The following is a 25,876-nucleotide window of genomic DNA, read 5'->3' as shown; positions in this document are numbered from 1 at the left end:
TCCTATGGCGCCCACATCAAAGTAACCGGCGCACGGTTAACTACGGCGGTGATGGGCTTTTGCGCTTCGGTGGCATTTTCAATAGCGTCAAGTAAGACTTGTTTTTTCTTCTCGCCTGTTAAATGCAAAAAGATATTACGGCTATTGAGTAACGCAGGTAGCGTTAATGAAATACGTTGATGAGGTGCTGTTGTAGGTTGAACAGCGATACAGGTTCTGCCGCTGCTCATATCTAAGCCGTCAAGTACTTGCTCAGAGCAAGGGAAAAGCGATGCAGTGTGACCGTCTTCCCCCATGCCAAGAATCAATGCATCAAAAGGTTGCGACATGCTAGCCAAATTTGACTCTGCAGCATTTACGCCTTCGTTTGCATCATCAGCATCGCTTTTCAATTCGATAAAACGAGCTGCTGCGGCTTTATTTTGAATTAGATTATTTTTGACTAGGCTGGTGTTGCTGGCCTCGTGGCCCTCTTCAACCCAGCGCTCGTCAGCAAGGGTGATATCAACCTTATCCCACTCAAGTTCGGTTTCACTTAGTTGTTTGAAAAGCGCCAGAGGCGTGCGACCACCACTCACTACAAGCGATGCGCGACCACGAGTTTTAATACCTGTTTTTAAGATACTGACTAAGTCTTGCGCAAATGCGTCAGTCAATGCATCAGGTGTTTCGAATGATAGAGTTGTTAACGCCATATTACTTTTTCTTCCCTGTTTTGCTTTCGTACCAGCTGCGATTTTCGCGAGCAAGAAGACCTATAGAGTCTACCGGCCCCCATGTACCTGCTTGATACGGTTCTGGTGGCTCACTCGATTGCTTCCACGCTTCAAGAATTGAGTCTACCCATGTCCAGGCTTGTTCAATTTCGTCACGACGAACGAATAGCGCCTGATTACCCAACATAACTTCAAGAAGGAGTTTTTCGTATGCATCAGGAATACGCTCATCGGCAAACGCTTCAGAGAAACTTAGGTTTAACTTGGATTTTTGTAGATCCATAGAGCCTGAGCTGGTTAAGCCAGGTACTTTATTCATTACGGTGATTTCTACCCCTTCGTCTGGCTGTAGACGAATAACCAGCTTGTTTGGCGGAAGATTCTTGAAGCTGTCACCGAATAAGTTGTGCGGCTGACGCTTGAAGTAAATAACAACTTCACTCACCTTAGTCGGCATACGCTTACCTGTGCGCAGGTAAAATGGCACGCCGGCCCAACGCCAGTTGTCAATTTCAGCTTTTATTGCAATAAAGGTTTCAGTTTTACTCTGTGTATTGGCACCTTCTTCTTCAAGGTAACCAGGTACTTCTTCACCTTTAACAAAACCTGATGTGTATTGTCCGCGAACTGTACTTTCGTTAATGTTAAACGAATTAATTGGGCGCAATGCCTTAAGGACTTTGAGCTTTTCATCACGGATGCTGTCGGCATCAAGGGTTGTAGGCGGCTCCATCGCAACCAAACTTAGAATTTGTAGCAAGTGGTTTTGCACCATGTCTCGCATTTGACCAGCGTCGTCAAAGTAACCCCAACGCCCTTCAATACCTACTGACTCGGCAACCGATATCTGTACGTGATCGATACAGTTGTGATCCCAGTTGGTCGCAAATATTGAATTTGCAAATCGCAATGCAACAAGGTTAAGTACAGTTTCTTTACCTAAATAATGGTCTATGCGATAGATTTGCTTTTCATCGAAATATTCAGCTACCTGTTCATTGATAACTTTCGATGACGCCAAATCGTGACCAATTGGCTTTTCTAAAACAACGCGAACGCTAGAGTCGATAATTTTACAGCTGTGCAAACCGCGACAAATATCGCCATAAATTGAAGGAGGTGTAGCTAAATAGCACACCATTGTACGAGATGAGTCTACGTGATCGTCAAGAACGCAGTAGCTTCCAACGTCTTTCATGTCTACACACGCATAGTGTAAACGCGCCTTTAGCTTTTCCCATGTAGCTTCACATAAGTTCTTGTCACCGAACTTAACTAAGTTGGCATGAACCTCATCGATGTAAGCTTCTAACGACATTTCTTGACGCGCCACACCCACAATAGTGGTATCTGGGTGGATCAGATTGGCTTTTTCTAATTGATATAGCGAAGGCAAAAGCTTGCGTCGTGAAAGATCACCCAGTGTACCAAAAAGTACAAAATCACAGGGTTCGTAGGAATTATCCAATACCATATTCGTCGACCTTTTAAATGAGTGTGTGCGATGTATTGCATGGTTGTTTACAATACTATCGACATTAATTACTGCATAGTTAACACCAAATGTAGTAAAATTACAACTTCAACCAACTACCGGATCTGAAACTTTGCTGTTTCCCTCAGTTTACCCCGATTTAACCCGATCTAATCAATAAAAAATGTCAAAAAATTACATTTTTCTTGTCACTGACGTCACAATGGGTACTATTACGCATGTACTTTACAAATCCATGCACCATTAAATTGCTATAGTCTGTATGAACATTTTAGAAAAAATCACTCAAAATAAAGCTGCATTCAGTAAATCCGAGAAAAAGGTAGCCGAGGTTATACTTGCTAACCCGCAAACAGCTATTCATTCGAGTATAGCAACCCTTGCTAAAATGTCGGATGTGAGCGAACCAACGGTTAACCGCTTCTGCCGACGTCTTGATACAAAAGGTTTCCCTGATTTCAAATTACATTTGGCTCAGAGCCTTGCTAACGGTACGCCTTATGTAAATCGTCACGTCGATGAGAACGATAGCCCTGACGAATACACCAATAAAATTTTTGAATCGACCATGGCGTCTTTAGAAGTGGCAAGACAATCTGTTGACGTGAATGTGGTAAATCGCGTTGTAGATCTGCTTACACAGGCACAAAAGATTTCTTTCTTCGGCCTTGGCGCTTCGGCATCTGTTGCTCATGACGCGCTTAACAAATTTTTTCGCTTTAATGTGCCGGTTGTCTATTTTGAAGACATCCTCATGCAACGCATGAGTTGTATGAATTGTTCAGACGGCGATGTTGTTGTTTTGATAAGTCATACCGGACGAACAAAAAGCTTAGTTGAGATTGCCCAAATTGCACGCATGAACGATGCAACCGTGGTAGGCATTACTTCTGCAGATAGCCCACTGGCTCAAGAATGTAGCTATGTATTATCACTTGAAGTACCAGAAGATACCGACATGTACATGCCTATGGCATCTCGTATTGCGCAGTTAACCTTGATTGATGTACTTGCAACAGGCTTTACGCTGCGCCGAGGCAATAAGTTTAGAGAGAATTTAAAGCGGGTTAAAGACACATTGCGCGGCTCGCGCTTTGAGAAGCGAAACGACTAAACTACTAATAATTCAATCGAGCGGTAAATTAGTCCTCAATGCGGCCTCAATGAGCCATCCGCAAAGTGCACTTTGGCACTGCTCAAAAAGCCACTGACGATGTGTAGCAACACACCGGTTTATTCGGTCAATTTGCTATATCGTTAATGGCGTCCTACCCTACTTAACAGCGTCTTTTTATTTCTACACTACGTGAATTAAATACGTGAATTAAAAATGTGATTGGAGAATAAGATTTGCTCTTTGCTTTCGCGTTGTAAATTTTGTTCAGAATTCAAAAAAACACCGCAACTGGTCGAGCCAGTTGGCAGTTTTTCTTTCTTTCATTCACATTTTTGTCAAATTAAACTACTATTCTGTAATAAAATTACGTAAAGCGATTACAGGTAGCGGGGATCACCCGATACCAATCACTCTTTGTCATTTCTAACTTAGAAACAGCGACGGAATCTCATGACTAGAAGAACAAAAATTCTTGCCACACTTGGTCCTTCAACAGACACCCTAGAAAAAATTCAAGCGTTAATCGCGGCAGGTGCAAACACTGTGCGAATGAATTTCTCTCACGGTCAGGCTGAGGATCATATTGAACGAGCAAAGCGCGTTCGCCAGGCAGCGCAAAACCTTGGAAAATACGTCGCCATTTTGGGCGATCTTCAAGGCCCTAAAATTCGCGTAGCCCGCTTTTCAGAAGGTCCTGTTCAACTAGCGGTGGGTGCAACCTTTATTCTTGACGCAGAACTAGGTAGAGATGAAGGCAACGCCGAGCAAGTGGGCATTGATTATAAAGCCCTACCCGACGATGTATCTGCTGGCGATATTTTGCTTCTAGACGATGGACGCATTCAGCTTAAAGTGACCGGTGTTGAAGGGCGTAAAGTTATTACTGAAGTAACCGTTGGTGGCAAACTTTCCAACAACAAAGGAATTAACCGCCAAGGTGGTGGTCTGTCTGCTGATGCCTTAACTGAGAAAGACAAAGAAGACATTAAGACGGCGGCTAAAATTGGCGTTGACTACCTTGCGGTATCTTTCCCGCGCAGTGGCGCAGATCTGAACTACGCGCGAGAGCTTGCTGAAGCAGCAGGTTGCTATGCAAAAATTTGCGCCAAAGTTGAACGCGCTGAGACTGTAGCAAGTGATGAAGCGATGGACGACATCATCAGAGCGTCAGATGCGGTAATGGTTGCCCGTGGCGATCTTGGTGTTGAAATTGGTGATGCAGAGCTTGTGGGTGTGCAGAAAAAGCTGATTTCTCGCTCTCGCCAGTTAAACAAAGTGGTGATCACTGCAACGCAAATGATGGAGTCGATGATTGACAGCCCGATGCCTACTCGTGCAGAGGTCATGGACGTAGCCAATGCGGTACTAGACGGTACTGACGCGGTAATGTTATCGGCTGAAACTGCTGCAGGTAACTACCCTATTGAGACCGTTGCAGCTATGGCTCGAGTTTGTGAAGGTGCAGAAACCCACCCAAGTGTTAAGCTTTCAAAACACCGCATGGACGAACAATTCTCTTCAACAAGTGAATCTATTGCCCTATCAGCTGTTTATGCCGCTAACCACTTACCAAGCGTAAAAGCCATTGTCGGTTTAACAGAAAGCGGCAGCACGCCAACACTTATGTCTCGCATTACAACTTCATTGCCAATAATTGCCATGTCACGTCACGAGTCTACACTAAATACGATGGCGCTTTGTCGTGGTGTTAAGCCAGTTTTCTTCGACTCATCTAACAGTGAACCAGGCCGTTTGAAATACGACGTTATTGCATCGTTAAAAGAAAAAGGGCTAGTCAAAAGTGGTGACAGCATCATCTTAACTTACGGTGATGAAATGGAAAAAGTGGGTGCAACCAATACATTGAAAATTGTTGACGTAGAGTAAGCGCCAAGCTTGTTGAATACTCATAGCCTGTTCGGGATACCAACCAGCGACGGGTTGATTATTGCGGTCTTGGCGAGTAACTGCGGCATGTAAGCCGTAGAATGGATTGGCCAACTCAACCGGAAAGTCTGAACCTAGTGGCATTGGAATACCACTGTTCAATAATGTTTTCCATGCATAGGCACCTTCCATCCGAGCTTTACCCAAGCGATCTTCCGCCATATTCATGTCGCTGGTGGCATGAGTAGGTTGCATCGACGGCAATACTTTCAACTCGGCAAAGCGAGGCAAATCTTCAACCGCAATGATTTGCGCGTGTTCAATTCGGTTACGCAGGGCTTGGCCACCCAGTAGCTCAAAGGTACGCTCAAATTCATCAAGTACTAACTGATTGGCTTTATCCCCAATGGCATGAAAGTTCAACTGGAAACCCGCGCCTAACACTTGCTGTACTACTTTGGGAAAATCTTCAGGTTGCGTTAGTAATAACCCATGCTGATGAGGTGCATCTGAATATGGCTTGATTAACGCAGCACCTCGGCTACCCAATGCTCCGTCGCCATAAGCTTTTACGCTGCGCACATGTAAAAAGTCGTCTTGGCTGCGAATAATGCCAACATCTAGCATCTCTGGTAGCAGCGGATCTGTCGCACTTAGCATGGCATAAACACGCACGGGCAGTTCACCCTGAGCGGCTCGCGCCAAGTAAAAGTCGTAGACATGATGGCCAATACCCGCATCGTGCATGGCGGTTATGCCAACCGAATGCAAATGCTCGCCTGCAGCGTTGAGTTGTGCTGCATAGAGTGACGCTGAATCTTTTGGCATTATCGCTGACACTAAATCCATGGCATGGTCAATCAACACACCTGTTGCCTTGCCATCAGCATCGCGCAAAATTTGGCCTCCAGCGGGGTCAGGCGTACTGTCATTGATACCCGCCATCTGTAACGCTTTACTATTCACCCAAGCGGCATGGCCATCGACTCGCGTCAACCAGACGGGTTTATTTTTCAGTTTAGCATCGAGTACAGCGGCTGTTGGGAATGAGCGATCACTCCATAACTCCTGATTCCATCCGCGGCCTTTTATCCACTCTTGGTCAGCATGCATCATGGCATAGTCAGCTACCCATTGGGCTGCCTGTTGCATTGAGGAACTCTCGCGTAAATCGACTTCCATTAAGTTACCGCCCAAACCGAGCAAATGCCCGTGAGCATCAATCAACCCCGGCAGTAATACTTTATTGTTGCCGTCAATCACTGTTGCATCAGCTGGCATTTCGGTGGGATTAAGTTGCACTACTTTACCTTCATCAAACACTATTGTGTTGAAGGTTACCATTTCACCCTGCGGGTTTAGCGTATACCCAGTCACGTTGGTCACTACTGTAGACGCATAGCCGGCGAAGCTTGCAGACATTGAAACAGCGAGCGTGGTAGCTAATCCAGAAAGTAATCTCGTCAGTCTTTTTTGCATGATATTTTCTCGTCGTCGTTATTACTCATGTTTCTGAGTATCGGTGTTTGAATACACATACTACGCCATTTTCTTGGTCCAATTACACTACTTTTCCAAGTAGAGGAGCTGTCACACCCGCACTAAAGCCACCCAAGTTGTACTTGCTAATCGGCTACCGCTCTCGCAAAATAGCATCAATTTCGAATGACTCATTGAGCTAGGTATGTCGCTTCACTACAGTCACAGTGTTTCTGTGCACTTTGCCAATGCGGTGTTAGACGCAGCGCGCCAACTCGGTTTGAATTTGGAGCCGATTCTACAAAGTGCTCGACTTAACCAGCCTCTGCTCGACAATCCGCAAAGTCGTATAACCTCTCAACAATTTAGTCAACTTATGCGCTCGGTATGGGAGCAAAGTGACGATGAATTTTTAGGCTTAACCACGCAGCCCAGTAAGTATGGCGTGTTCCGTTTATTCGCCGATGGGGCGATTCAAGAGCAAAATTTACATCGGGTTTATAAACACCTGTGCCGTTTTTACAGTTTGGTTAACCAGTCAATTTCACTGTCATTGTATATAAGTAAAGGACAGGTTGAATTGCGCATGCGTCAAGTCCAACCTGAAATCGACCGTAACTTACTGTTTCGAGATTTCTTTTTGCTGCTTTGGCACCGTTTTCCGGGTTGGTTAATTGGTAAAAGTATTCCTCTGCAACAAGTTAAGATGCGTGGTGCAGAACCCGCTCATGCCGCCGAGTATCGTTTTATGTTTCCCTGCCCCATCACCTACGGCCATGACTACGATGCCTTCGTTTTTAGTGAAGAAGAACTAGTAAACCCTGTCACCCAGCGCGCGGAGAACCTGCGCGAACACTTCAAGCAAGCCCCACTCAACTGGTTTACACGTCAAGAATTCACACCAGTTTATACCCGCCGAGTGATGGATTATTTGGCCGAGTACCGCGAGCACGAAGCTAGCATGCAAGATATTGCTGATAGCGTGAATGTGTCTGAACGCACGCTACGTCGGAAATTGACCGAAGAAGGTACCAGCTTTCAAGAAATCAAAGATAAATTACGCAAAAATATGGCGATTTATTACCTCAGCCAACCCGATATTCCGATTTCCACCATTACGAATAAATTAGGTTTTTCTGAACCAGCAGCCTTCACGCGCGCCTTTAAACAATGGACTGGACAGACGCCTACCTTATATCGCGAGAACACACTTATCTAGCACCAAAACATCAGCCCAAACTAATATAAATGCAGATTGAGATAGTTTGATGAAGTGAGCAAACGAGTGTCCGAATATGTCAAGCAATAGACTTTTTTGGTAATTGAACAAATTAAGCGCAAATTGCAGACTAGTGCCTATACTATTTGGATAATCCAACAACGTTAATCACTAGGATAGGTTCTGAAATGAGTCAATATCAACCCCCTGTACTTGATGCTAAATTTGTACTTGACCAGTTAATCGGTTTCGATGGTTTGTGTGAAAAACTTCAATTAGAAGATATTAATATTGACCTAGCAGATGCGGTCTTAGAAGAAGCCGGTAAACTGAGCTCAGAAGTATTTGCTCCGTTGAACTGGGACACCGACCAAAATCCTGCGCAGTGGGCTGATAATGCCGTCACTGAATCTCCTGGATTAAAAGAAGCCTATCAACAGTTTGTGGATAACGGTTGGTCTACATTAACAGCACCAGAAGAGTTTGGTGGACAAAATCTTCCTCAGGTTTTAGGCACTGCAGTCAGCGAAATGTGGCAAGCATCAAATATGGCGTTTGCACTTTGCCCGTTATTGAGCATCGGCTCTGTAGAGGCATTACTTGCTCATGGTAGCGACGAACTAAAAGCCCTTTACCTACCCCGCTTAATCGCTGGTGAGTGGACTGGCACCATGAACCTGACCGAGCCAGGCGCTGGTTCAGATCTCGCGGCAGTATCAACAACTGCAACACCAGATGGCGATCACTATCGCATTAAAGGCCAGAAAATTTTCATCACTTGGGGCGATCACCAAATGACCCCCAATATTGTGCATTTGGTACTTGCACGCTTACCCGACGCACCTCCGGGCGTAAAAGGTATTTCACTGTTCATCGTACCTAAGTTCGTACTCGACGAAAACGGCGAACCAGGCGAACGCAACGATGTATACCCCATCTCAATTGAACACAAGCTCGGTATCCACGGCTCGCCAACGTGTACTATGGCATTTGGTGATAACGAGGGCGCGATTGGTTATTTAGTTGGCGAACCGCACAAAGGCTTGCCGTATATGTTCACCATGATGAATCACGCCCGCCAAGGCGTAGGTGTACAAGGTTTGGGTATTTCAGACCGCGCTTACCAACAAGCGGTGCAGTATGCACGTGAGCGAGTTCAAGGTAAAAACAGAGATGGTAGTAAAAAGCCTATCATCGAGTACCCTGACGTTCGCCGTATGCTATTAACCATGCGTTCTGGGGTTGAAGCGATGCGCGCTTTAGCGCTAGAAGCGTCTGCCGCGCTAGACTTTGCTCACGCCGACAATAACAGTAAAGAAAAATACGCGCGTCTTGAACTGTTTACACCTATTGTAAAGGGTTGGATGACGGAGTTTGCACAAGAGCTCACTTCGCTTAACATACAAGTTCATGGCGGTATGGGTTATGTTGAAGAAACAGGTGCAGCGCAGCATTTCCGCGATGCACGTATCTTACCTATTTATGAAGGCACAACGGCGATTCAGGCGCTCGACCTTATTGGTCGTAAAGTATTAATGGACGGTGGTGTAGCACTGGAAAGTCTATTAAACGACATGACGGCTACCGCCACTGAATTGAGCGCTTCTAGCAACGCCGACGCGCAAGCCTTTGGTGCAGCATTCGCCCAAGCCGTGGACAAAGCGCGTGCGGCAAAAGAATGGCTACTGACTAACGCACCGAGCGAAAAAGAGTTATCACAAGCAGTTTGTTTCGATATGCTAATGGCAATGGGCTATTTGTGTGGTGGTTGGATGCAAGGCCGTACCTTACTCGCCGTTATCGCCTTAACTGACGCGAACGACGACGTGTACGGTGAAGAGTTCCTTGCTAAGAAGCGTATTTCAGCGATGTACTACAGCCAGTGCTTGTTGCCACGTGCACTACATCATTTTGGTGTAATGGTACAAAACCCCCAAGCACTGTATGAATTTGCTGTTGATCAATTTTAATTAGAATTAGAAGGTTTACTATGAAAATCCTTGTTCCGGTAAAACGGGTTATCGATTACAACGTAAAAGTACGTATTAAACAGGACGGCTCAGACGTCGATTTGAGCAACACCAAAATGTCTATCAACCCGTTTTGTGAAATAGCGGTTGAAGAAGCACTACGCCTAAGAGAAGCGGGCACAGCAAGTGAAGTTATCGCTGTTTGTATTGGTCCCAAAATCGTTAAAGAGCAGATCCTAGCTGCCCTTGCGATGGGTGCTGACCGTGCCATTCGTATTGATGTAGAAGAGCAACCAGAGCCATTAGTTATTGCCCGTTTACTAGCGAAAGTAGCCGAGCAAGAAGACGCGGGCCTGATCATGATGGGTAAGCAAGCTATCGACAGCGACAACAACCAAGTGGGTCAAATGCTTGCAGGTATTATGGGTCGCCCACAAGGAACTTTTGCCTCAGTGGTTAAAATTGAAGGTGACGAAGCGCTAGTTACACGCGAAGTCGACGGTGGTCTACAAACTGTAGCTCTGAAGCTTCCCGCTATCGTGACGGCTGACCTACGTTTGAATGAACCGCGTTTTACCAAACTACCTGATATCATGAAAGCGAAACGCAAACCTATCGCAGAGACAACTGCCGCAGATTTAGGTGTTGAAGTTACGTCAACGCAACAACAACTTTCTGTTGCTGCTCCTGCTACACGTCAGGCAGGTATCAAAGTTGCGTCGGTAGACGAGCTAGTCGATAAACTGAAAAATGAAGCGAAGGTGATTTAATGAAAACCTTAGTAATTGCATCACACAATAACGCCACACTCAGCCCTGTTACCTTAGCAGCCGTGTCGGCAGCACTTAAAATTGGTGCCTCTTTTGATATTTTTGTGGCCGGTAAAGGGTGTGCAGCCGTTGCCGAAGAAGCGGCAAAAGTCGATGGCGTTAGCGCAGTACTGGTTGCTGACCACGATGCACTAGCGTATCAAGGTGCAGAAAACCTAGCAGCAACATTACAAGCTAATGCAGAAGGCTACAGCCACATTGTTGCACCGGCGACGAGTGTAATGAAAGATGCACTGCCACGCCTAGCCGCACTACTCGGCGTAGGTCAAATTTCAGATATTACCGGTGTTAATGGTGAAGCTGAATTCGTGCGCCCCATTTACGCGGGTAATGCCATTGCAACCGTTACTTCTAGCGATGCTGTGAAAGTTATCACTGTGCGTACATCTGCTTTTGATGCTGCGCCAACAGGAGCTGGCACTGGCGCTATCACTGCGGTAGATAATGCTGTTGACTGTGGCTTGTCGCGTGTAGTTAGCGAAGAAATTGCCCAAAGTGAACGCCCTGAACTCGCTTCTGCAAGTATTGTAGTTTCGGGTGGCCGCGGTGTAGGTAGTGAAGAGAATTTCGCACTTATCGAAAAACTAGCAGACCGTTTGAATGCAGCCCTCGGTGCATCGCGTGCAGCAGTTGACGCAGGCTTTATTGGTAACGACCACCAAGTTGGTCAAACCGGTAAAATTGTTGCACCTGACTTGTATGTAGCGGTAGGTATCTCTGGTGCCATTCAGCATTTAGCAGGTATGCAAGGCTCTAAAGTTATCGTAGCGATTAACAAAGATCCAGACGCACCAATTTACGAAGTGGCGGACTACGGTTTAGTCGGTGATTTACACGACCTAGTACCGGAATTAGAAGCCAAATTAGCTAGCGTACTTTAAATTAAGTGCCATAAAGAGGAACGTCATGGATACTCCAGAACGCGAATCCATCGAATTTGATGTTGTTATTGTTGGCGCTGGCCCTTCTGGCCTGTCGGCAGCTTGTCAGATTAAGAAGCAAGCTGCTGAACAAGGCAAAGAAGTCAACGTCTGTGTGCTTGAGAAGGGCGCTGAAGTAGGTGCTCACATTTTCTCTGGCGCAGTCATTGAAACCAAAGCATTGGACGAACTCTTCCCTACTTGGAAAGAAGACGGCTTTGCCCTAGGTCAGCCTGTAGCTAAAGACGAAGTGTATTTACTTCGCGACGAGTCTAGAGCCACTGAGTTACCTCATTGGGCGGTGCCACCTTCAATGCACAATGACAACAATTACATTGTGAGTGTGGCGAATTTATGTCGCTGGCTCGCAGAGCAAGCAGAAGAGCTTGGGGTAGAAATATTCCCTGGTTTCACTGCCGCTGATGTGATTTTCGACGACAATGGTAAAGTGTGTGGAGTAGCCACAGGCGACATGGGCGTAGGCGCAGATGGCGAACCAGGCCCAGGCTATACCCCTGGTATGGATATCCTTGCTAAGTACACTATTCTTGGTGAAGGCTGCCGTGGTCACATTGGTAAAGGCATTATCAAGAAGTTCGCGCTTGATTCTGACGCTGATCCTCAACATTACGGCATTGGCTTTAAAGAAATCTGGCAAGTGCCTGAGTCGCAACACAAACCGGGGTTGGTTGTGCATGGTTCAGGTTGGCCACTAAGTAAAGGCATGGGTGGCGGATTCTTCCTCTATCACGCCGAAAATCAGCAAGTATTCGTTGGGTTAATCATTGACTTGAATTATGCCAATCCGCATATCAGCCCGTTCGATGAGTTCCAACGCCTTAAGCATCATCCGATTATTGCTGAAACACTCAGCGGTGGCGAACGTATCACCTATGGTGCGCGTGCAATTACCAAAGGTGGGTTGAATGCACTACCCAAGCTGAGTTTCCCCGGTGGTATGTTGGTTGGCTGTGACGCTGGTACACTAAATTTTAGTAAAATCAAAGGCGTTCACACTGCGATGAAGTCAGGCATGATTGCCGCTGATGCGATCCTTGAAGCGCTCGGTACCGATGCTGAAGAAAAGGGTACAACCAATTTCCAACAACTATTCGAACAGAGCTGGGCGTATCAAGAGTTATATAACTCGCGTAACTTCGGTCCTGCCTTGCATAAGTTTGGCCCTATCGTTGGTGGCGGCTACAACTGGATGGAGCAGAAGATTTTTGGTGGTAAGCCACTGTTAAAACTACGCGATTCGAAAGAAGACTACGCGTGTATGGAACCGGCTAGTGCGCACATTAAAATCGACTACCCGAAACCAGACGGTAAACTTAGCTTCGATAAACTTTCTTCGGTTTATATTTCAAATACCTACCACGAAGAAGATCAGCCGTGTCATCTGAAATTAACCGATACGTCTATCCCTATTAAGCAGAACTTGCCTCGCTTCGATGAACCCGCGCAACGTTACTGCCCGGCAGGCGTTTATGAGGTGGTGGAAAGCGACGGTGAAATGCAGTTCCAAATTAATGGACAAAACTGCATTCACTGTAAAACCTGTGACATAAAAGACCCAGCACAGAACATTACATGGCGTCCACCCGAGGGTGGTGGTGGTCCAACGTACCCCAATACCTAAAAAAATTTATCTAAGTAATATAAAGCCAGCTAGAATAGTGTTTGACGATTGTAGAACACTCTTTTAACTGGCTTTTTCATTTTACGAAAGGTTTTCTTTCAGCCTCTTATCGTCATCTGGTTGTTTTGAACGTTCACTTTCGTTCTATCTTCCGAATTTACGCAAGGAGCTATCATCATGTTCACGTTATCTGAGCAATATCACGCAAATTTCGTGTTTGCACTGATTGCCGCCGCGGCGTTACTCATGGCGAGTAACCGTGTGCGTTACGACATGATTGCAATATGTGTGGTTTTGGCCCTAATACTGACCAACATACTGCCCGTTAACGCAGCATTGGCAGGCTTTGGCAATTCAGTTGTCATTCTCATTGCCGGCTTACTCGTGGTTGGCGAGATGCTAGACAGAACCGGTGTAGCGAGATTTGTCGGTAATTGGATCAGCCAAAATAGTAGTAGCTCAACGACCAAAATGCTGATTATGCTGATGTTAGCGAGCGCCATACTTAGCGCCGTAATGAGTTCGACCGCCGTTGTTGCTATCTTTATTCCTATTGTGCTGCGCATTGCTAAATATTCCAACAATAGCCCAAGTAAACTGCTCCTTCCCATGTCCTACGCGGCTTTGGTTAGTGGTATGTTGACCTTAATTGCTACTCCACCAAACTTAGTGGTAAGTGCGGGTTTAAAGAGTCAAGGTTTTGAACCACTCAGCTTTTTTTCTTTCACGTTACCTGGCTTAATTGTGCTAGCCGGTTTGGTGTTATACATGGTCAGCTACGGAGTTTAAGACAAATTAACGCTATTTACTATCCTCTGTGACAGCTGGCTTTAAGGCTTGTTTCATGCGATTTAGGTCCAAAAACAGGAAGCAATTACGAAGTAAGTGTAGTCAAGATAAGAAAATAGGCTGATCATTGGGACTGAAAAATTCTCTCGATATGTGCAACATGATGCCTCAACACATGAGTGTTCAAGCTATATTGGCGGTGGAGCCCTTAAGCGCCAAAGTTGAAATCTCTCTGAATAACGTAATCGTCAGTTGTTATTTGTTTTGACTCAATCAGTGGCGGCGCTCTGCAAGAATTAGCGGTAATTGGTGAATCTTGCTTATCCAAATGCCAGAGTATCTTTTGGATGACGGCAGGCTCTGTAATGCATGCGATGATTTTGACATTCGCCTTTGTGCAAGCTTCGCAAATGGTAATGTCAATGTTGAATACACGTTTTAACCTCTGTGCCCATGACATGCTGCGCGCCTGGTAGGGCTTATCTGAATCTTTCAGATGCTCTGCTAAACGAGGGCTGTTCTTGCCGCGTTGTGAAGCAGTTACTTCTGCTCGTACATTGGCATTTGGCGCAAACACGCCATAAAACCGCGTCAGATTCAGTCTAGGCGGTGGTACCAAGGCAGCTAGCTTACTAATGAAGTCAATCGGCGAGAAGAATACGTGAGTCGTACCATTGCTGTAGGGTGTCTTGAGTTCGTATCTGACATTACCTGTCGTTGTGAGGCTTAAGCGTTTTTCGCTTATTGCAGGTCTTGCGATGTAACGACACAATCTTTCTAGTTTTTCTGGTTGATCTGCATCTGCGAAGACCCCTGCATGTAGGCTAAATCCAGCTATCTTTGCGAGTTGTCCTAAGTGATCAGGATCTTTTGCTTGCATGGTTTGCAAAGTAAACACTTTTTTACCAGTATCTGCACCAACTGCGATCCGGTAGCTGACCGAAGCAGCTTGCAGTGGTAACAAGCTGTCTTCATCGTTAATTGGCAAGTCCAGATAGGTATTGTCAATGTCGCGTTGAATTAGCCCTGCTTTTTCGAGATATTGTGCGATGCGCTGGCTGATGGTGTTTACCAACGCCTCCATATTGGAATGACTCGGCGCTTTGACTCGCTTAAATGTCATTTTTCCATGCTCTTGTGTGATGACACCTTCAAGGAACAGCATATGGAAATGTATATTTAAGTTAAGCGCACTACCAAAACGCTGAATGTAGGTGACTGCCCCTGTCTTAGCCTGCTTCTTCAAGTAGCCTGAACGATGGATGATGTCTGTGGAAATTGCGCGGTGAACGATTTGCAGGACGTTGCTGAGTTCTTTGGGGTATCTGGCGAGTAATAACCTTAGGGGAATAGGTAAGCTTAACACCCATTGCCTAACAGGGTAACCCTGCAATACATCATCAACCAGTAGTTTCGCACTCTCAGCCATCCTTCGAGCTCCGCAACTCGGGCAGAAACCTCTTCGCTTGCAACTGAAAGCTACAAGCTTCTCATGTTTGCAGTCATCACAGACTATGCGCAGAAATCCATGCTCAAGTCGACCACACTTAAGAAACTCTTCAAACTCTTTGATCACATGGTATGGTAATGCCTTTCCCTGAGATTGCATCATCTCGGCGAAGGCAGGGTAATGTTTCTCAACAAGTTGATAGAGCAATGTTTGCTCTGGACGATGGCGTTGATAGGTGTATTGCTCTGCAGCTAACATCAGCATCCTTGCTAATGTAAAAGTCTGTAGTGTACCTTGTTGGGCTGGTAAGTAAACTGACCAGAGTGACAGAAATTGGCAGTGGTTCGTGGTTATCTGAACGACCGGTATACGATCAGATAGCTAGTCTACAACGGAGGCTCCTCTAACGTCTGCTATTCGCTCATAGCTGCCATTAGAACCTCAATGCCTCAACGACCGCTTTACGTACATTTGAGCCGCACAGTATGTGTTTTTTTGTTAAACAACACATACTAATTATGAACATAAAAAAACCTGCATAAAGCAGGTTTTTTCTCTTTAAGCTAATGACTAAAGCGTGCTTATTGATTTGCACCAGCAACGGCTTCTTTAGCCAATTGCGTAATACGTGCCCAATCACCCGCTTCAATGGCATCATCTGGTGCTAACCAAGAACCACCCACACACTTCACGTTGTTTAGTGCAAGATAGTCATTGTAATTGTTAGGGCCAATGCCACCCGTTGGGCAGAATGTTACATCAGGGAATGGGCCACTAATTGACTTAATTGCTTTAACACCACCTGAAGCTTCCGCTGGGAAGAATTTCATATGGGTGTAACCTGCATCTTTCCCTTTCATTAGGTCGGAGGTAGACGAGATACCAGGAATAAGTGGAATTTCTGCGTCCATACCGGCTTTAAGCAAATCTGCGGTCATACCAGGGCTGATGGCAAATTTTGCGCCCGCTTCCACAACCGCCTTAAGTTGTTGTGCGTTCGTTACCGTACCTGCGCCAATAAGCGAATCGGGAACTTCTTCAGCAATACGTTTAATAACGTCAATAGCTGCAGGGGTGCGCAGAGTCACTTCTAATACTTTAATTCCACCTTCCATGAGCGCTTTAGCCAGAGGCACAGCCTTTTCCACATCATTGATCACCAATACTGGGACCACTGGACCGGCCGCAAAAATTTCCTCTGGTGAGTATTTCCATTTCGTTGTCATAATTTAGCTCGCTGTATTTTGATTTAGATAAGCAGCTGCGCCAAGAAGGCCATGGTCAGGTTCTGCTATCAAATAGGTGGGAATGTCTTTTACGTAGTGCTTCATTTGGCCTTTAGCTTCGAAACGGGCTCTGAAGTCACTATTTTTTATAAACTCAGGAAAACGATTAGCGATACCCCTTTTGCGCGCGCTTCTTCACGCATCGCTTCCACTTCTTCAGGCGTACAATAACAACGGTAAGCATTACCCGATTCTATTAACTGAGCAATAACTTCTTTATAGCGATCAAAACGTTTAGTTTGAAAAAACGGCCCTTGTGTCCACTCTAAATTTAACCAATTCATGCCATCCATAATCGCGTCAACAGACTCTTGCGTTGAACGCTCTAAATCTGTGTCTTCTATTCGTAGAATAAATTCACCATTATTTTTCTTTGCATATAACCAGCTATAAAGCGCTGTACGAGCACCGCCTACATGTAGATACCCTGTTGGGCTTGGCGCAAATCGCGTTGTTAGACTCATAAAGTAATCACCGTACACTATTAAATTAGCGTTTTATTTCGCTAATATTTTAGTTGAATAAAAAATTGGCGCTATTCTATCAGGCAACGTTTGATAAAACACTATTTACCCCTGAAGATTCCGCTAAAAAGTTCACTAAATAAACAGGGTGTTGAAAATTAGAGCAATCAATTAAAATATGCTGAAAAAACATGAAAAAAAGCACTTGTTTTTGTTGACAGTTTTAATCATCCACCTATAATACGCCACCACAGAGACGGACGATTAGCTCAGTTGGGAGAGCACCGCCCTTACAAGGTAAGCGATCAATATAGGCCGTCTTCCCCAGATTTAGCTACTCCGTAAAATAGCCTCCGTAGATTTTACTAACGGAGACTTTACTGATGGCAACAAAAAGACGTACACGTGAGCAATGGCAAAGGTTGGTTGACAAGCAAGCAGAAAGCGAACTATCGGTCAGTGAATTTTGTGCGCAATATGATTTAACGGTATCAAACTTCTATCTGTGGCGTAAAAAACTGAGCAATGATAGTCAACCGTTTGCGCGGCAGGATAACTGGCTTGCTTTTGATATGCCAGCGAGCGGGGACCAAAGCATAGATTCAGCGTGGGAGATTGAACTGGTATTACCCGGTGGTGTGGTGCTGCGGATGAACCGAGCCGCCTGATGTTACCCTTATCCAATGGGCGTATTTGGTTGTACACCGGCAATGTCGATATGCGCAAACAGTTTGATGGGCTGGCGGCGCTGGTACAGCGCAAGTTGGGGATGCAAGCGCATTGTGGTGACTGGTTTGTGTTTATCAATAAGCGCCGTACTCAGCTGAAGGTGTTGTATTACTACCAGGGCGGTTATTGTTTGTGGAGCAAACGGTTAGAAAAAGGCACCTTCGCTAACGTGTCTGACGGCAACACCAAAACACCACTCAACAGTGCCCAGTTACAGTGTTTGATTGATGGGATTTACTGGCAAAAAGGTAAACAAAACAGGCGATTTAATTAACTGATTTTGTTATAATTTAGCCCATGAAAACACGCTCTATTAGTCACCTTTCACCGTCTGAAATTGAGGCTGCCTTTGCTCATCAAGCCGATGAAATTGCGCAACTCAAGCAGCAACTCGACTGGCTTAAACGTCAGCTGTTCGGGCGTAAGTCTGAAAAGGTGTTAGCGGATAATCCGGCGCAGAGCAGTTTGTTTGATGAGGGGGAAACCCTCACCTTACCGGCAGAAACAAAACCGGTGAAGGCACATACTCGTTCCTCACAAAAGCAACGTCGCGACTCGGATGTCAATGATGAAGGCCTGCGTTTTGATGAGACAGTGCCGCAACAGATTATTGATATACCTGCGCCAGAATTACAGGGGGCGGATGCCGACCAGTATGAATTAGTGGATACCAAAGAAACCTGTCGCTTAGCACAACAGCCTGGCAGTTATGTGGTATTGAGATTCCGTCGACAGGTCGTGCGTCATAAAACCACGCAAACCATTAAGGAGACGCCTGCCCCCACCAATGTGCTGGAAGGCTGTTACTGCGATGTCTCACTGCTCGCCGGACTGATGGTTGATAAAGCGGTGTATCACTTACCGCTTCACCGCCAACATCAACGGATGCTGGATAGCGGTATTACCCTTAGCCGGGCCACCTTAATCAACTGGATACAAAAAGGCATTGAGCTGCTTCGACCCATCGCCAAAGCCCAGTGGCAACACATTCTGCAAAGTAAAATACTGGCCATGGATGAAGTGCCTATTAAAGCAGGTCGCACTAAAGGCGCTGGCCGAAAACCCGGACACATGAAACAAACCTACTTCTGGCCCCTGTACGGTGACAGTGATGAAGTGGCGTTTACCTGGAGTAACAGCCGGGGTATGTTGCATGCCCAAGCACAGTTACAGGACTTTACCGGCACCTTGCTCACCGATGGTTATGCCGCCTACACCAAAACGGTTGAACAATTAAATCAATACGAACAACAGATTGTGCATGCTGCCTGTTGGGTACACATGCGCAGAGGCTTTGAAAAAGCCCTCGACAGTGAGCCGCAAGCCGCACAGCAGGCACTGGATATTATCGCTGCGCTCTACCGACATGAAAAACACATCAGGCATAAACAATTAGACCTGGCCGATATCCATGCTTACCGGCAACAACACAGCGAACCCTTAGTCACTGACTTCTTCCGGTGGGTTTATCAACAACGACAGCGCACTGATTTACTCCCCAAGTCTCCCTTCGCCAAGGCACTCCATTATGCGCATGAACGAGAAAGCCAACTCAAGGTGTTCCTGAGCAATCCAGCTCTACCCATGGATACCAATCATCTTGAGCGGGCACTGCGTGTTATTCCCATGGGGAGAAAAAACTATTTGTTCTGCTGGTCTGAACTTGGCGCTGAACAGCTGGGCATACTGCAAAGCCTGATGGTGACTTGCCGCCTGCAAGGCATCAATCCCTACCATTATCTGGTGGATGTATTACAACGCGTGGCATTACATCCGGCCAGGGACGTAATCGACCTCACGCCGCGGCTCTGGAAACAAAAATACAATCAAAACAGGTTAGTCAGCGATGTCAAAATACTCACTTCCCAACACTAAAATCTCAGCCACAATTATGGAGTTCGGTAAAGGAGTGTTAAATGCACTCCCTGCTGATTACAGCCAGTCAGAAATGGAAGATGCTATGCTGACGATAATAACCGTGTGGAATGCCATCGTACTGGACACTTGGCACAACACAGACAAAAATGAAAAAATGGTGCTTGATGCACTCTCTCAAGCGCCTAAAGAAGGACAACTTCAAGTAAAACGATTGATAAAAAGAAAGAAGACCAAGTTTAGCGATGATATCCGCGCGGTTGGAGATCACTGGATAAGAGAAGAGCAAGGGGACTTTATCTTCGGCTGTGAAGCACGGTTAGATATAGAACGCATCTCCTTAAACGAAGATAGCCTCAAACACTAAACGAATCACAACGGTCTATATTGATCGCTTACCTTACAAGGCGGGGGTCACTGGTTCAAGCCCAGTATCGTCCACCACTTTGTTTTAAGTGTTAGGTAGACAAAAGACTTGCGTAGCTAAAGAAAATAAGGGAAAACACCTTCTGCTCTTTACAAGCCCGCACCAAGTCACTGGATAAAGCCCAGTATCGTCCACCACTTCTGCTTTTAGCAAAATGTCTCTGAAAATGATTGGACGATTAGCTCAGTTGGGAGAGCACCGCCCTTACAAGGCGGGGGTCACTGGTTCAAGCCCAGTATCGTCCACCAATCATTTACCCTTAGATTCATATCACTATCTGATATATATGGACGATTAGCTCAGTTGGGAGAGCACCGCCCTTACAAGGCGGGGGTCACTGGTTCAAGCCCAGTATTGTCCACCACTTACTTTTATTTTTATCTATTTTATCCATAGTTATTTGCTGTACGCAGTTAAAAGCGGTGCGAGCACCTTCTACTCTTTACAACCCGCACCAAGTCACTTGTTCAAGCTCAGTATCGTCCACCACTTTATTGTTTTCGCGTAATATTTAATAAAAACTAAAGACAAACTGTTCAATTCAGCTAACTGTCATTCCCGAATGTTTTTATCGGGAATCTCCCGAAAAGTACGTTAAAAGCATCATTACGTTCAGGAGATACGGCAACAAGTGTGACGTGGTCAACCAAAATTGACCAACCCAGTTAAGCTACTTTTTTCAATTTCTTCATGTCCGCCTCATATTGATTTGGACTCCTGTAATCCAGATACGAATGCAACCGCTCAGGATTATAAAATGTCGTGATGTAACGCAGTATATCTTGCTGTGCTTCATAACGAGTTTGGTATTGTTTCCAGTGTACTAGCTCTTGCTTCAAGCTACCGAAGAAGCTCTCAACCACACTATTATCCCAACAATCACCTTTACGACTCATACTGCCAACAAATTGGTGTCCTTTAAGCAAGCGTCGATAGTCTGCACTAGCGTATTGGCTACCGCGATCTGAATGGGCAACCAATCCCGCTTTTGGATTACGCTGCCATATCGCCATCGTTAACGCGTCACACACCAATTTGGTTTTCATTCTTGACCCCATGCTCCAGCCAACGACTTTTCTCGAGTACAGGTCAATAACAACGGCCAAATATAACCAGCCTTCTTGTGTCCAGATATAGGTAATATCCTGCACATAAGCTAGATTGGGTGAATCAACATCAAACTGTCTGTCCAGCACATTTTCAAATACAGGCAATGTGTGATTACTGTTTGTGGTGACCTTGTATTTCTTCTTGTAACGGACCTGCACACCTGCTTCTTTCATCAGTCGGCGTGTAAGACGTCTACCGATAGGGTAGCCCAAACAATTCAGTGCTTTTTGCATTCGTCGACTGCCATAGCTATGCTCACTGGCTTTGGCAATCTTGCGCATCCATTCCACTATTTCTTTTCGTTTATCATCATCCGTTGTAGGTTGATGCTGGGTATTCATATATCGATAAAACCCATTGCGCTTAACGCCTAATAACCGGCACAACCGGTCAACAGGATAGGTATTCTTTCGCTCGGCGATAAACGCGTATTTCACTTCATTTCTTTGGCGAAGAATACCGATGCTTCCTTTAGGATGCGTTTATCCATTTCAAGCTGTTTTACCTGAGCTTTAAGCTTTCTGATTTCTGCCTGCTCTGGCGTCAGTTTGCCGTTCCCTCTGAACGCATGGCCGTCATCATCTTGTTGAAACTCTTTGACCCAGCGACCAATAATTTGCTGACTCACATCCAACATTCTGGCGACTTCAGAGCGCGTGTGACCTTGATCTAGCACCAGGCTCACTGCATCCAGTTTAAATTCTTTCGTATACCGTTTTCTTCCGGCCATTTACTTTCTCCAGCTAAAGTTCAATTATATCCTTAACTGGACTGGTCAACTCAATTAAACCACCTCAGTGCGGTATGACAATACCTATATTTTCTTGAATACGACAAGCTGAACTAGAGTAAACTCTTATTAGAAGGTAAAAAGCTATTGCTCGAAAGTTATAGCTTATTCTTATGTACTAATTAAAAACTATTTATACCTTTAGCGATTTGAATACCTAATAAACTGAATCAACTGCTGTACTTGCTGATTATTAGGTACTAATTGATTAAGCTGATAAGCGTAATGTAACGCTTCATCAAACGATTTAAGCGAAATTAAAACACTCACTAACCCGTAAAGATAATCTGGATTGTTAGGCACTATTTGATGTGCTAAACCATAATCAGCTTTAGCTGCTTGAAGTTGCTGGTTTTCTTGTAATAAAACGGCCCTAGTATATAAATATCTAGGATTTCTAGCCTCATTAGCTACCGCTTTATCAAACAATGGTAAAGCTGCTTGTTTATTCTTTTGGCGCACTTTAGAAAGCGCTAACTGAAAATATAAATCTGCGGCTTTATTATTAACTTCTAGCCCTTGTTTTAGTATTTTTTCTACTTTGAATTCATCGCCTTGTTGTCGATAAACTTCAGCTAAATAAACATAAGCAGGCATAAAAATATCTTCTACTTTTATCGCAGTTAATAAAGCTTCTTCAGCTTGTTTAAAGTCTCTTTTCAAAGCATACACTTGTCCAATATTTACGTGGGCGGTCGCTCTATCAGCTTGATACAATTGTCCTTCAATGTATTCTGCAACCGCTTTTTCTAACTGTTGCCGTTTTTCTCCAACAAATGTCGGATCAGCCAGGTTTTCCACCAACTGGCGCCCTGCCGCCATTCTGACAGGCTTTTCTTGATGTGTAAGTAAAGGGATAAGCTTTAGTGAGCGATTGATTAAACTTAATTGCCCTGATGCTCTAATCGCAGCGAGTACCAACATAATATCGCTACTATTAAGCTGCTTACTAATAAAGCCAATAAGTTCTCTATTATTTCTAGCACCAAATATACGTGAAACAGCCGAAGCCCTAATAAGTTCAGGGTTTGTCGGGACATTGGCAATAGCCATTAATGCAGGTATAGCGGTAAAGTCGCCGCTATCAGCTAAAGCAAAGGCATGAGCGTAGCCTTTTTCTTTCTGATATGTTGAATTAGGAAACCACTTTGTTAACTGTTTGGCATGTTGGTCATTGGCTATATCACTATGACAAGACTGGCAAGCATTTGGCACACCAAGCGTGACACTTAAATCAGGACGCGGAACTTTAAACGAATGGTCACGACGATCATCAACTTCCATATAAGTGGTTTCAGGCATATGGCAATTAACACATTGTGAACCAGCTGAATTAGCAAGGTGTTGGTGATGTGATCTAATATCGTACTGCTCTGCACTATGACATTGGGTACAGGTGGCGTTACCTTCATGTTTAAGCTTTAAAGTATGCGGATCATGGCAATTAGTACAAGTAACACCATTTTGATACATTTTACTTTGCTTGAACGAACCATATACATATACTTCATCAAAAATTTGCCCGTCAGGGTAATATAAAGGCGTATTTACTAATGACGATTGATATTGCTGATGATATGGCACTGATTCAGTGTGATCTGACAGTTGTGATCTTCGGCTATGACACTGAGCACATACTTCCACTTGCTGTGTTTTTTTCACTCGCGTTGTTGGAAATAGCTTACCTAAGTCATTAGTAGCAAATGCGGGTACTTTTGTTGAAATATCTTGGCTAAAGCCAAATTTATTTTTATTACTGTCAGGATTTTTTATTTTACTATCAGGATTTTTTACCCACGTTAAATGTTGCTCACTTCCCTGATGACAAGCGGAACAACTAACATTAATGATGTCATAACTCGACTGATATGAAAGTGTTTCTAAATCAAAGCCTTTCTTAAAGTTTGTACTGTGGCAATCGGCGCAGTTTTGATTCCAGTTTTGCCCCATTTGCGTCCAATGAAATTCATCTTCAGCATTAAGTTCAGGATAAAGGTTAAACCACCTTTGTCCACCTTCAGCTTTTGAGCGACTGTCCCAAGCGTAAGGAATAAATTGATACTTTCCTGCTCCATCACTAAACATATATTGTTGTAGCGGGTAATAACCAAAAGTATAAAGTAACTCTTTAGTTACTGGGCTTCCATCTACTCCAGGCATAGTTATTAAATACTTGTCGTCTTGAATCAGTAGCTTTATTTCTTCATCGTTTAGCTTAACCTTGCCTAAAGTAAAATCTCCCAAATTAGAGTCCGATGATACTTCAGCCATAGAGTGAAAATGGTGTGAGCTTTTCCAAGCTAGTGTTTGAGTTTGATGACAAGAAGCACAGCTTAAGTCTTTGTTAGCTTCACTTTTAAAACTAACAAATAATGAAAAGACAAAGAAACACCAAATTAAAACCATTGATGTTTTAAACCGAATTAGCAAAGTTATCCCTTAAAATTAATAAATTAAAACAAAACTTAAAGAAGCTTTTTAGCTATTACGCAAGATAAAATAAATTTATTGCCCAGTGCTCTTAAACACCCGATACACAAATAATGTGATTAACTACATGGTTGTAATGCTAACCATATACAAAGCAAAGCTTATCAATCTATAAATTATTAATTCTACACAACTTAGCCTAAGCTTGTTGGAATAACTTTACACCTTGCTCATTAAGAGTCACTTTTAAGCGACCCGCTTTAACCAATATTTGCAAACTAGCTAATGCTTCACCAAATGCAAATAAGTCATTACCTGAGTCAACTTCACAGTTAAATAACACTTGATAAGTTTCATTAACTTGTTTGGGTTCTTTACAATGCAGATAAAGCTGTTCAAGCTTTTCTTTATGCCCATAAACTATTTTATTTAATCGGCTAACACCACCATAAAAAGCTAAACCATGTGCCGGCAAAATCAAGGTTTCATCTGTAATCACTGTTGATATGTGCTGTGCTGAATCAAAATATAATTGCATAGGGTTAGCATCAGGCGCATCAGGCCAAATACTGATATTTGGCGTGATACTCGGTAATATTTGATCACCAGCAATAAGAATATCTAATTCCTGACAATAAAAACATGCATGCTCCGACGCATGGCCATAGCCCATCACTATTCGCCATTGATGATTACCTAAAGTAACTATTTGCTCATCTTGTAATACCTGACAAGGTGAGTCTACAGGGTAAATAATACTGCGAAAGGTATCAATATTCCTAAAATAAGCCTTTACTTGTTTTTGTCCTTCACCGTATCCAGTATAAAACTCATTGAGCTGATCTCTTGGTACACTTGGCTCACAAGAAAATAACATTTGATAATATTTGTAATCAGGCATTGAAATACTAAAACTAGGCTTGTGCTCTAGCTCTTCAAGTAGCCAACCCACTAAGCCAATATGATCAGGGTGACCATGAGTACAAATAATGCGAGTGATTGGTTTACCTTTTAACTGGTTATTTATTACCGCAAGCCACTGCTCTTTGGCTTTTGATGTATTCGGGCCAGTATCAATTACCACCCAACCATCAGCTTCTTCTATTAGCCAAATATTTATATGATCAAGTGCAAATGGCATACTAATGCGCAGCCAATATAAGTTATTACCTACATGCAACAGGTGTTGAGGTTCGGGGGCTTTTTCTTTGAAATTCTTTAACATTTTATACTTTCCAAAAATAGACGAGC

Annotated in this window: 20 protein-coding genes, 2 tRNA genes and 2 pseudogenes; 14 read left to right on the top strand and 10 right to left on the bottom strand. The window is 44.3% G+C overall.

The window, feature by feature from the left end:
• Window positions 1-2 precede the first annotated feature (2 nt).
• Together pgl and zwf are read right to left on the bottom strand one after the other, a co-directional pair.
• Complete coding sequence (gene pgl, locus ACTRWF_RS14720; protein WP_014979596.1) at window positions 3-695, bottom strand: 6-phosphogluconolactonase; 693 nt, start codon at window positions 693-695, stop codon at window positions 3-5.
• A gap of 1 nt (window position 696) precedes the next feature.
• On the bottom strand, window positions 697-2,190 hold the full coding sequence (gene zwf / locus ACTRWF_RS14715; RefSeq protein WP_015067457.1) for a glucose-6-phosphate dehydrogenase: 1,494 nt from the start codon (window positions 2,188-2,190) through the stop codon (window positions 697-699).
• 283 nt (window positions 2,191-2,473) lie between these two features.
• Between zwf and ACTRWF_RS14710 the strand changes: the two genes are divergently transcribed.
• Both ACTRWF_RS14710 and pyk read left to right on the top strand, forming a co-directional pair.
• Complete coding sequence (locus ACTRWF_RS14710) at window positions 2,474-3,325, top strand: MurR/RpiR family transcriptional regulator (protein WP_015067458.1); 852 nt, start codon at window positions 2,474-2,476, stop codon at window positions 3,323-3,325.
• Between the two features lie 453 nt (window positions 3,326-3,778).
• Window positions 3,779-5,215, top strand: a complete 1,437-nt coding sequence (gene pyk / locus ACTRWF_RS14705) for a pyruvate kinase (RefSeq protein WP_015067459.1) — start codon at window positions 3,779-3,781, stop codon at window positions 5,213-5,215.
• On the opposite strand, the gene ACTRWF_RS14700 is transcribed toward pyk, so the two are convergent.
• Window positions 5,147-6,694 carry an amidohydrolase gene (locus ACTRWF_RS14700; protein WP_015067460.1) on the bottom strand — a complete coding sequence of 516 codons (1,548 nt, stop codon included), beginning with the start codon at window positions 6,692-6,694 and terminating at the stop codon, window positions 5,147-5,149. The two genes, pyk and ACTRWF_RS14700, sit on opposite strands and share 69 nt — an antisense overlap.
• Before the next feature lie 205 nt (window positions 6,695-6,899).
• On the opposite strand from ACTRWF_RS14700, the gene ACTRWF_RS14695 reads away from it, so the two are divergent.
• The 6 genes from ACTRWF_RS14695 to ACTRWF_RS14670 all read left to right on the top strand — a co-directional run bounded on the left by ACTRWF_RS14695 (window position 6,900) and on the right by ACTRWF_RS14670 (window position 14,064).
• Complete coding sequence (locus ACTRWF_RS14695) at window positions 6,900-7,913, top strand: AraC family transcriptional regulator (RefSeq protein ID WP_008305465.1); 1,014 nt, start codon at window positions 6,900-6,902, stop codon at window positions 7,911-7,913.
• Between the two features lie 188 nt (window positions 7,914-8,101).
• The gene (locus tag ACTRWF_RS14690) at window positions 8,102-9,883 is read left to right on the top strand and encodes an acyl-CoA dehydrogenase family protein (protein WP_008305468.1); all 1,782 of its coding nucleotides are present in this window, start codon (window positions 8,102-8,104) and stop codon (window positions 9,881-9,883) included.
• A 20-nt stretch (window positions 9,884-9,903) separates the two neighbouring features.
• Window positions 9,904-10,653, top strand: a complete 750-nt coding sequence (locus ACTRWF_RS14685; protein ID WP_008305469.1) for an electron transfer flavoprotein subunit beta/FixA family protein — start codon at window positions 9,904-9,906, stop codon at window positions 10,651-10,653.
• A complete protein-coding gene (locus ACTRWF_RS14680) occupies window positions 10,653-11,594 on the top strand; it encodes an electron transfer flavoprotein subunit alpha/FixB family protein (protein ID WP_008305470.1) in 942 nt (313 codons plus the stop codon). Before ACTRWF_RS14685 ends, ACTRWF_RS14680 begins: the two co-directional genes overlap by 1 nt.
• A gap of 25 nt (window positions 11,595-11,619) precedes the next feature.
• Window positions 11,620-13,275, top strand: a complete 1,656-nt coding sequence (locus ACTRWF_RS14675; protein ID WP_008305471.1) for an electron transfer flavoprotein-ubiquinone oxidoreductase — start codon at window positions 11,620-11,622, stop codon at window positions 13,273-13,275.
• 177 nt (window positions 13,276-13,452) lie between these two features.
• On the top strand, window positions 13,453-14,064 hold the full coding sequence (locus ACTRWF_RS14670; RefSeq protein WP_008305473.1) for an SLC13 family permease: 612 nt from the start codon (window positions 13,453-13,455) through the stop codon (window positions 14,062-14,064).
• A 208-nt stretch (window positions 14,065-14,272) separates the two neighbouring features.
• On the opposite strand, the gene ACTRWF_RS14665 is transcribed toward ACTRWF_RS14670, so the two are convergent.
• The 4 genes and pseudogenes from ACTRWF_RS14665 to ACTRWF_RS14650 all read right to left on the bottom strand — a co-directional run.
• Window positions 14,273-15,772, bottom strand: a complete 1,500-nt coding sequence (locus ACTRWF_RS14665; RefSeq protein ID WP_015067461.1) for a transposase — start codon at window positions 15,770-15,772, stop codon at window positions 14,273-14,275.
• Between the two features lie 323 nt (window positions 15,773-16,095).
• Entirely contained in the window at window positions 16,096-16,740 is a 645-nt protein-coding gene (locus ACTRWF_RS14660) for a bifunctional 4-hydroxy-2-oxoglutarate aldolase/2-dehydro-3-deoxy-phosphogluconate aldolase (RefSeq protein WP_015067462.1), read from the bottom strand.
• A 3-nt stretch (window positions 16,741-16,743) separates the two neighbouring features.
• A pseudogene (locus tag ACTRWF_RS14655) lies at window positions 16,744-16,917 on the bottom strand (glucokinase); the annotation flags it as partial.
• Window positions 16,917-17,264 (bottom strand): annotated as a pseudogene (locus ACTRWF_RS14650) (glutamate--tRNA ligase); the annotation flags it as partial. The pseudogenes ACTRWF_RS14655 and ACTRWF_RS14650, both read right to left, overlap by 1 nt.
• Window positions 17,265-17,647: 383 nt before the next feature.
• Here ACTRWF_RS14650 and tnpA point away from each other — a divergent pair.
• From tnpA to ACTRWF_RS14620, 6 genes are all read left to right on the top strand, one after another.
• Window positions 17,648-17,932, top strand: a complete 285-nt coding sequence (gene tnpA / locus ACTRWF_RS14645) for an IS66 family insertion sequence element accessory protein TnpA (RefSeq protein WP_462835768.1) — start codon at window positions 17,648-17,650, stop codon at window positions 17,930-17,932.
• The gene (gene tnpB, locus ACTRWF_RS14640) at window positions 17,932-18,267 is read left to right on the top strand and encodes an IS66 family insertion sequence element accessory protein TnpB (protein ID WP_462835767.1); all 336 of its coding nucleotides are present in this window, start codon (window positions 17,932-17,934) and stop codon (window positions 18,265-18,267) included. The genes tnpA and tnpB overlap by 1 nt, the downstream gene beginning before the upstream one ends.
• A 23-nt stretch (window positions 18,268-18,290) precedes the next feature.
• A complete protein-coding gene (gene tnpC / locus ACTRWF_RS14635; protein ID WP_462835766.1) occupies window positions 18,291-19,868 on the top strand; it encodes an IS66 family transposase in 1,578 nt (525 codons plus the stop codon).
• Window positions 19,840-20,235 (top strand): hypothetical protein, encoded by a 396-nt coding sequence (locus tag ACTRWF_RS14630; RefSeq protein WP_015066045.1) that lies wholly within the window; start codon window positions 19,840-19,842, stop codon window positions 20,233-20,235. Before tnpC ends, ACTRWF_RS14630 begins: the two co-directional genes overlap by 29 nt.
• 232 nt (window positions 20,236-20,467) lie before the next feature.
• Window positions 20,468-20,543, top strand: a tRNA-Val gene (locus ACTRWF_RS14625).
• A gap of 40 nt (window positions 20,544-20,583) precedes the next feature.
• Window positions 20,584-20,659 (top strand) — tRNA-Val (locus ACTRWF_RS14620).
• A 301-nt stretch (window positions 20,660-20,960) separates the two neighbouring features.
• Here the strand turns inward: ACTRWF_RS14620 and ACTRWF_RS14615 are convergent.
• The 3 genes from ACTRWF_RS14615 to ACTRWF_RS14605 form a co-directional block, all read right to left on the bottom strand.
• Window positions 20,961-22,135, bottom strand: a protein-coding gene (locus ACTRWF_RS14615) for an IS3 family transposase (RefSeq protein WP_240491637.1) whose coding sequence is annotated in 2 segments (ribosomal slippage) — window positions 20,961-21,868 and window positions 21,868-22,135 — 1,176 coding nt in all. Because the reading frame shifts where the segments join, the coding sequence is not laid out codon by codon here.
• A 201-nt stretch (window positions 22,136-22,336) separates the two neighbouring features.
• Complete coding sequence (locus ACTRWF_RS14610) at window positions 22,337-24,625, bottom strand: multiheme c-type cytochrome (RefSeq protein ID WP_148289003.1); 2,289 nt, start codon at window positions 24,623-24,625, stop codon at window positions 22,337-22,339.
• Between the two features lie 199 nt (window positions 24,626-24,824).
• Window positions 24,825-25,850 (bottom strand): MBL fold metallo-hydrolase, encoded by a 1,026-nt coding sequence (locus ACTRWF_RS14605; protein WP_024017274.1) that lies wholly within the window; start codon window positions 25,848-25,850, stop codon window positions 24,825-24,827.
• Window positions 25,851-25,876 lie beyond the last annotated feature (26 nt).

It is taken from the genome of Alteromonas sp. G5_S2_22_S1 (genome assembly GCF_054968525.1).
The sequence above is the reverse complement of the archived record's forward strand: the minus strand, read 5'-3'. Positions and strand labels throughout refer to the sequence as shown.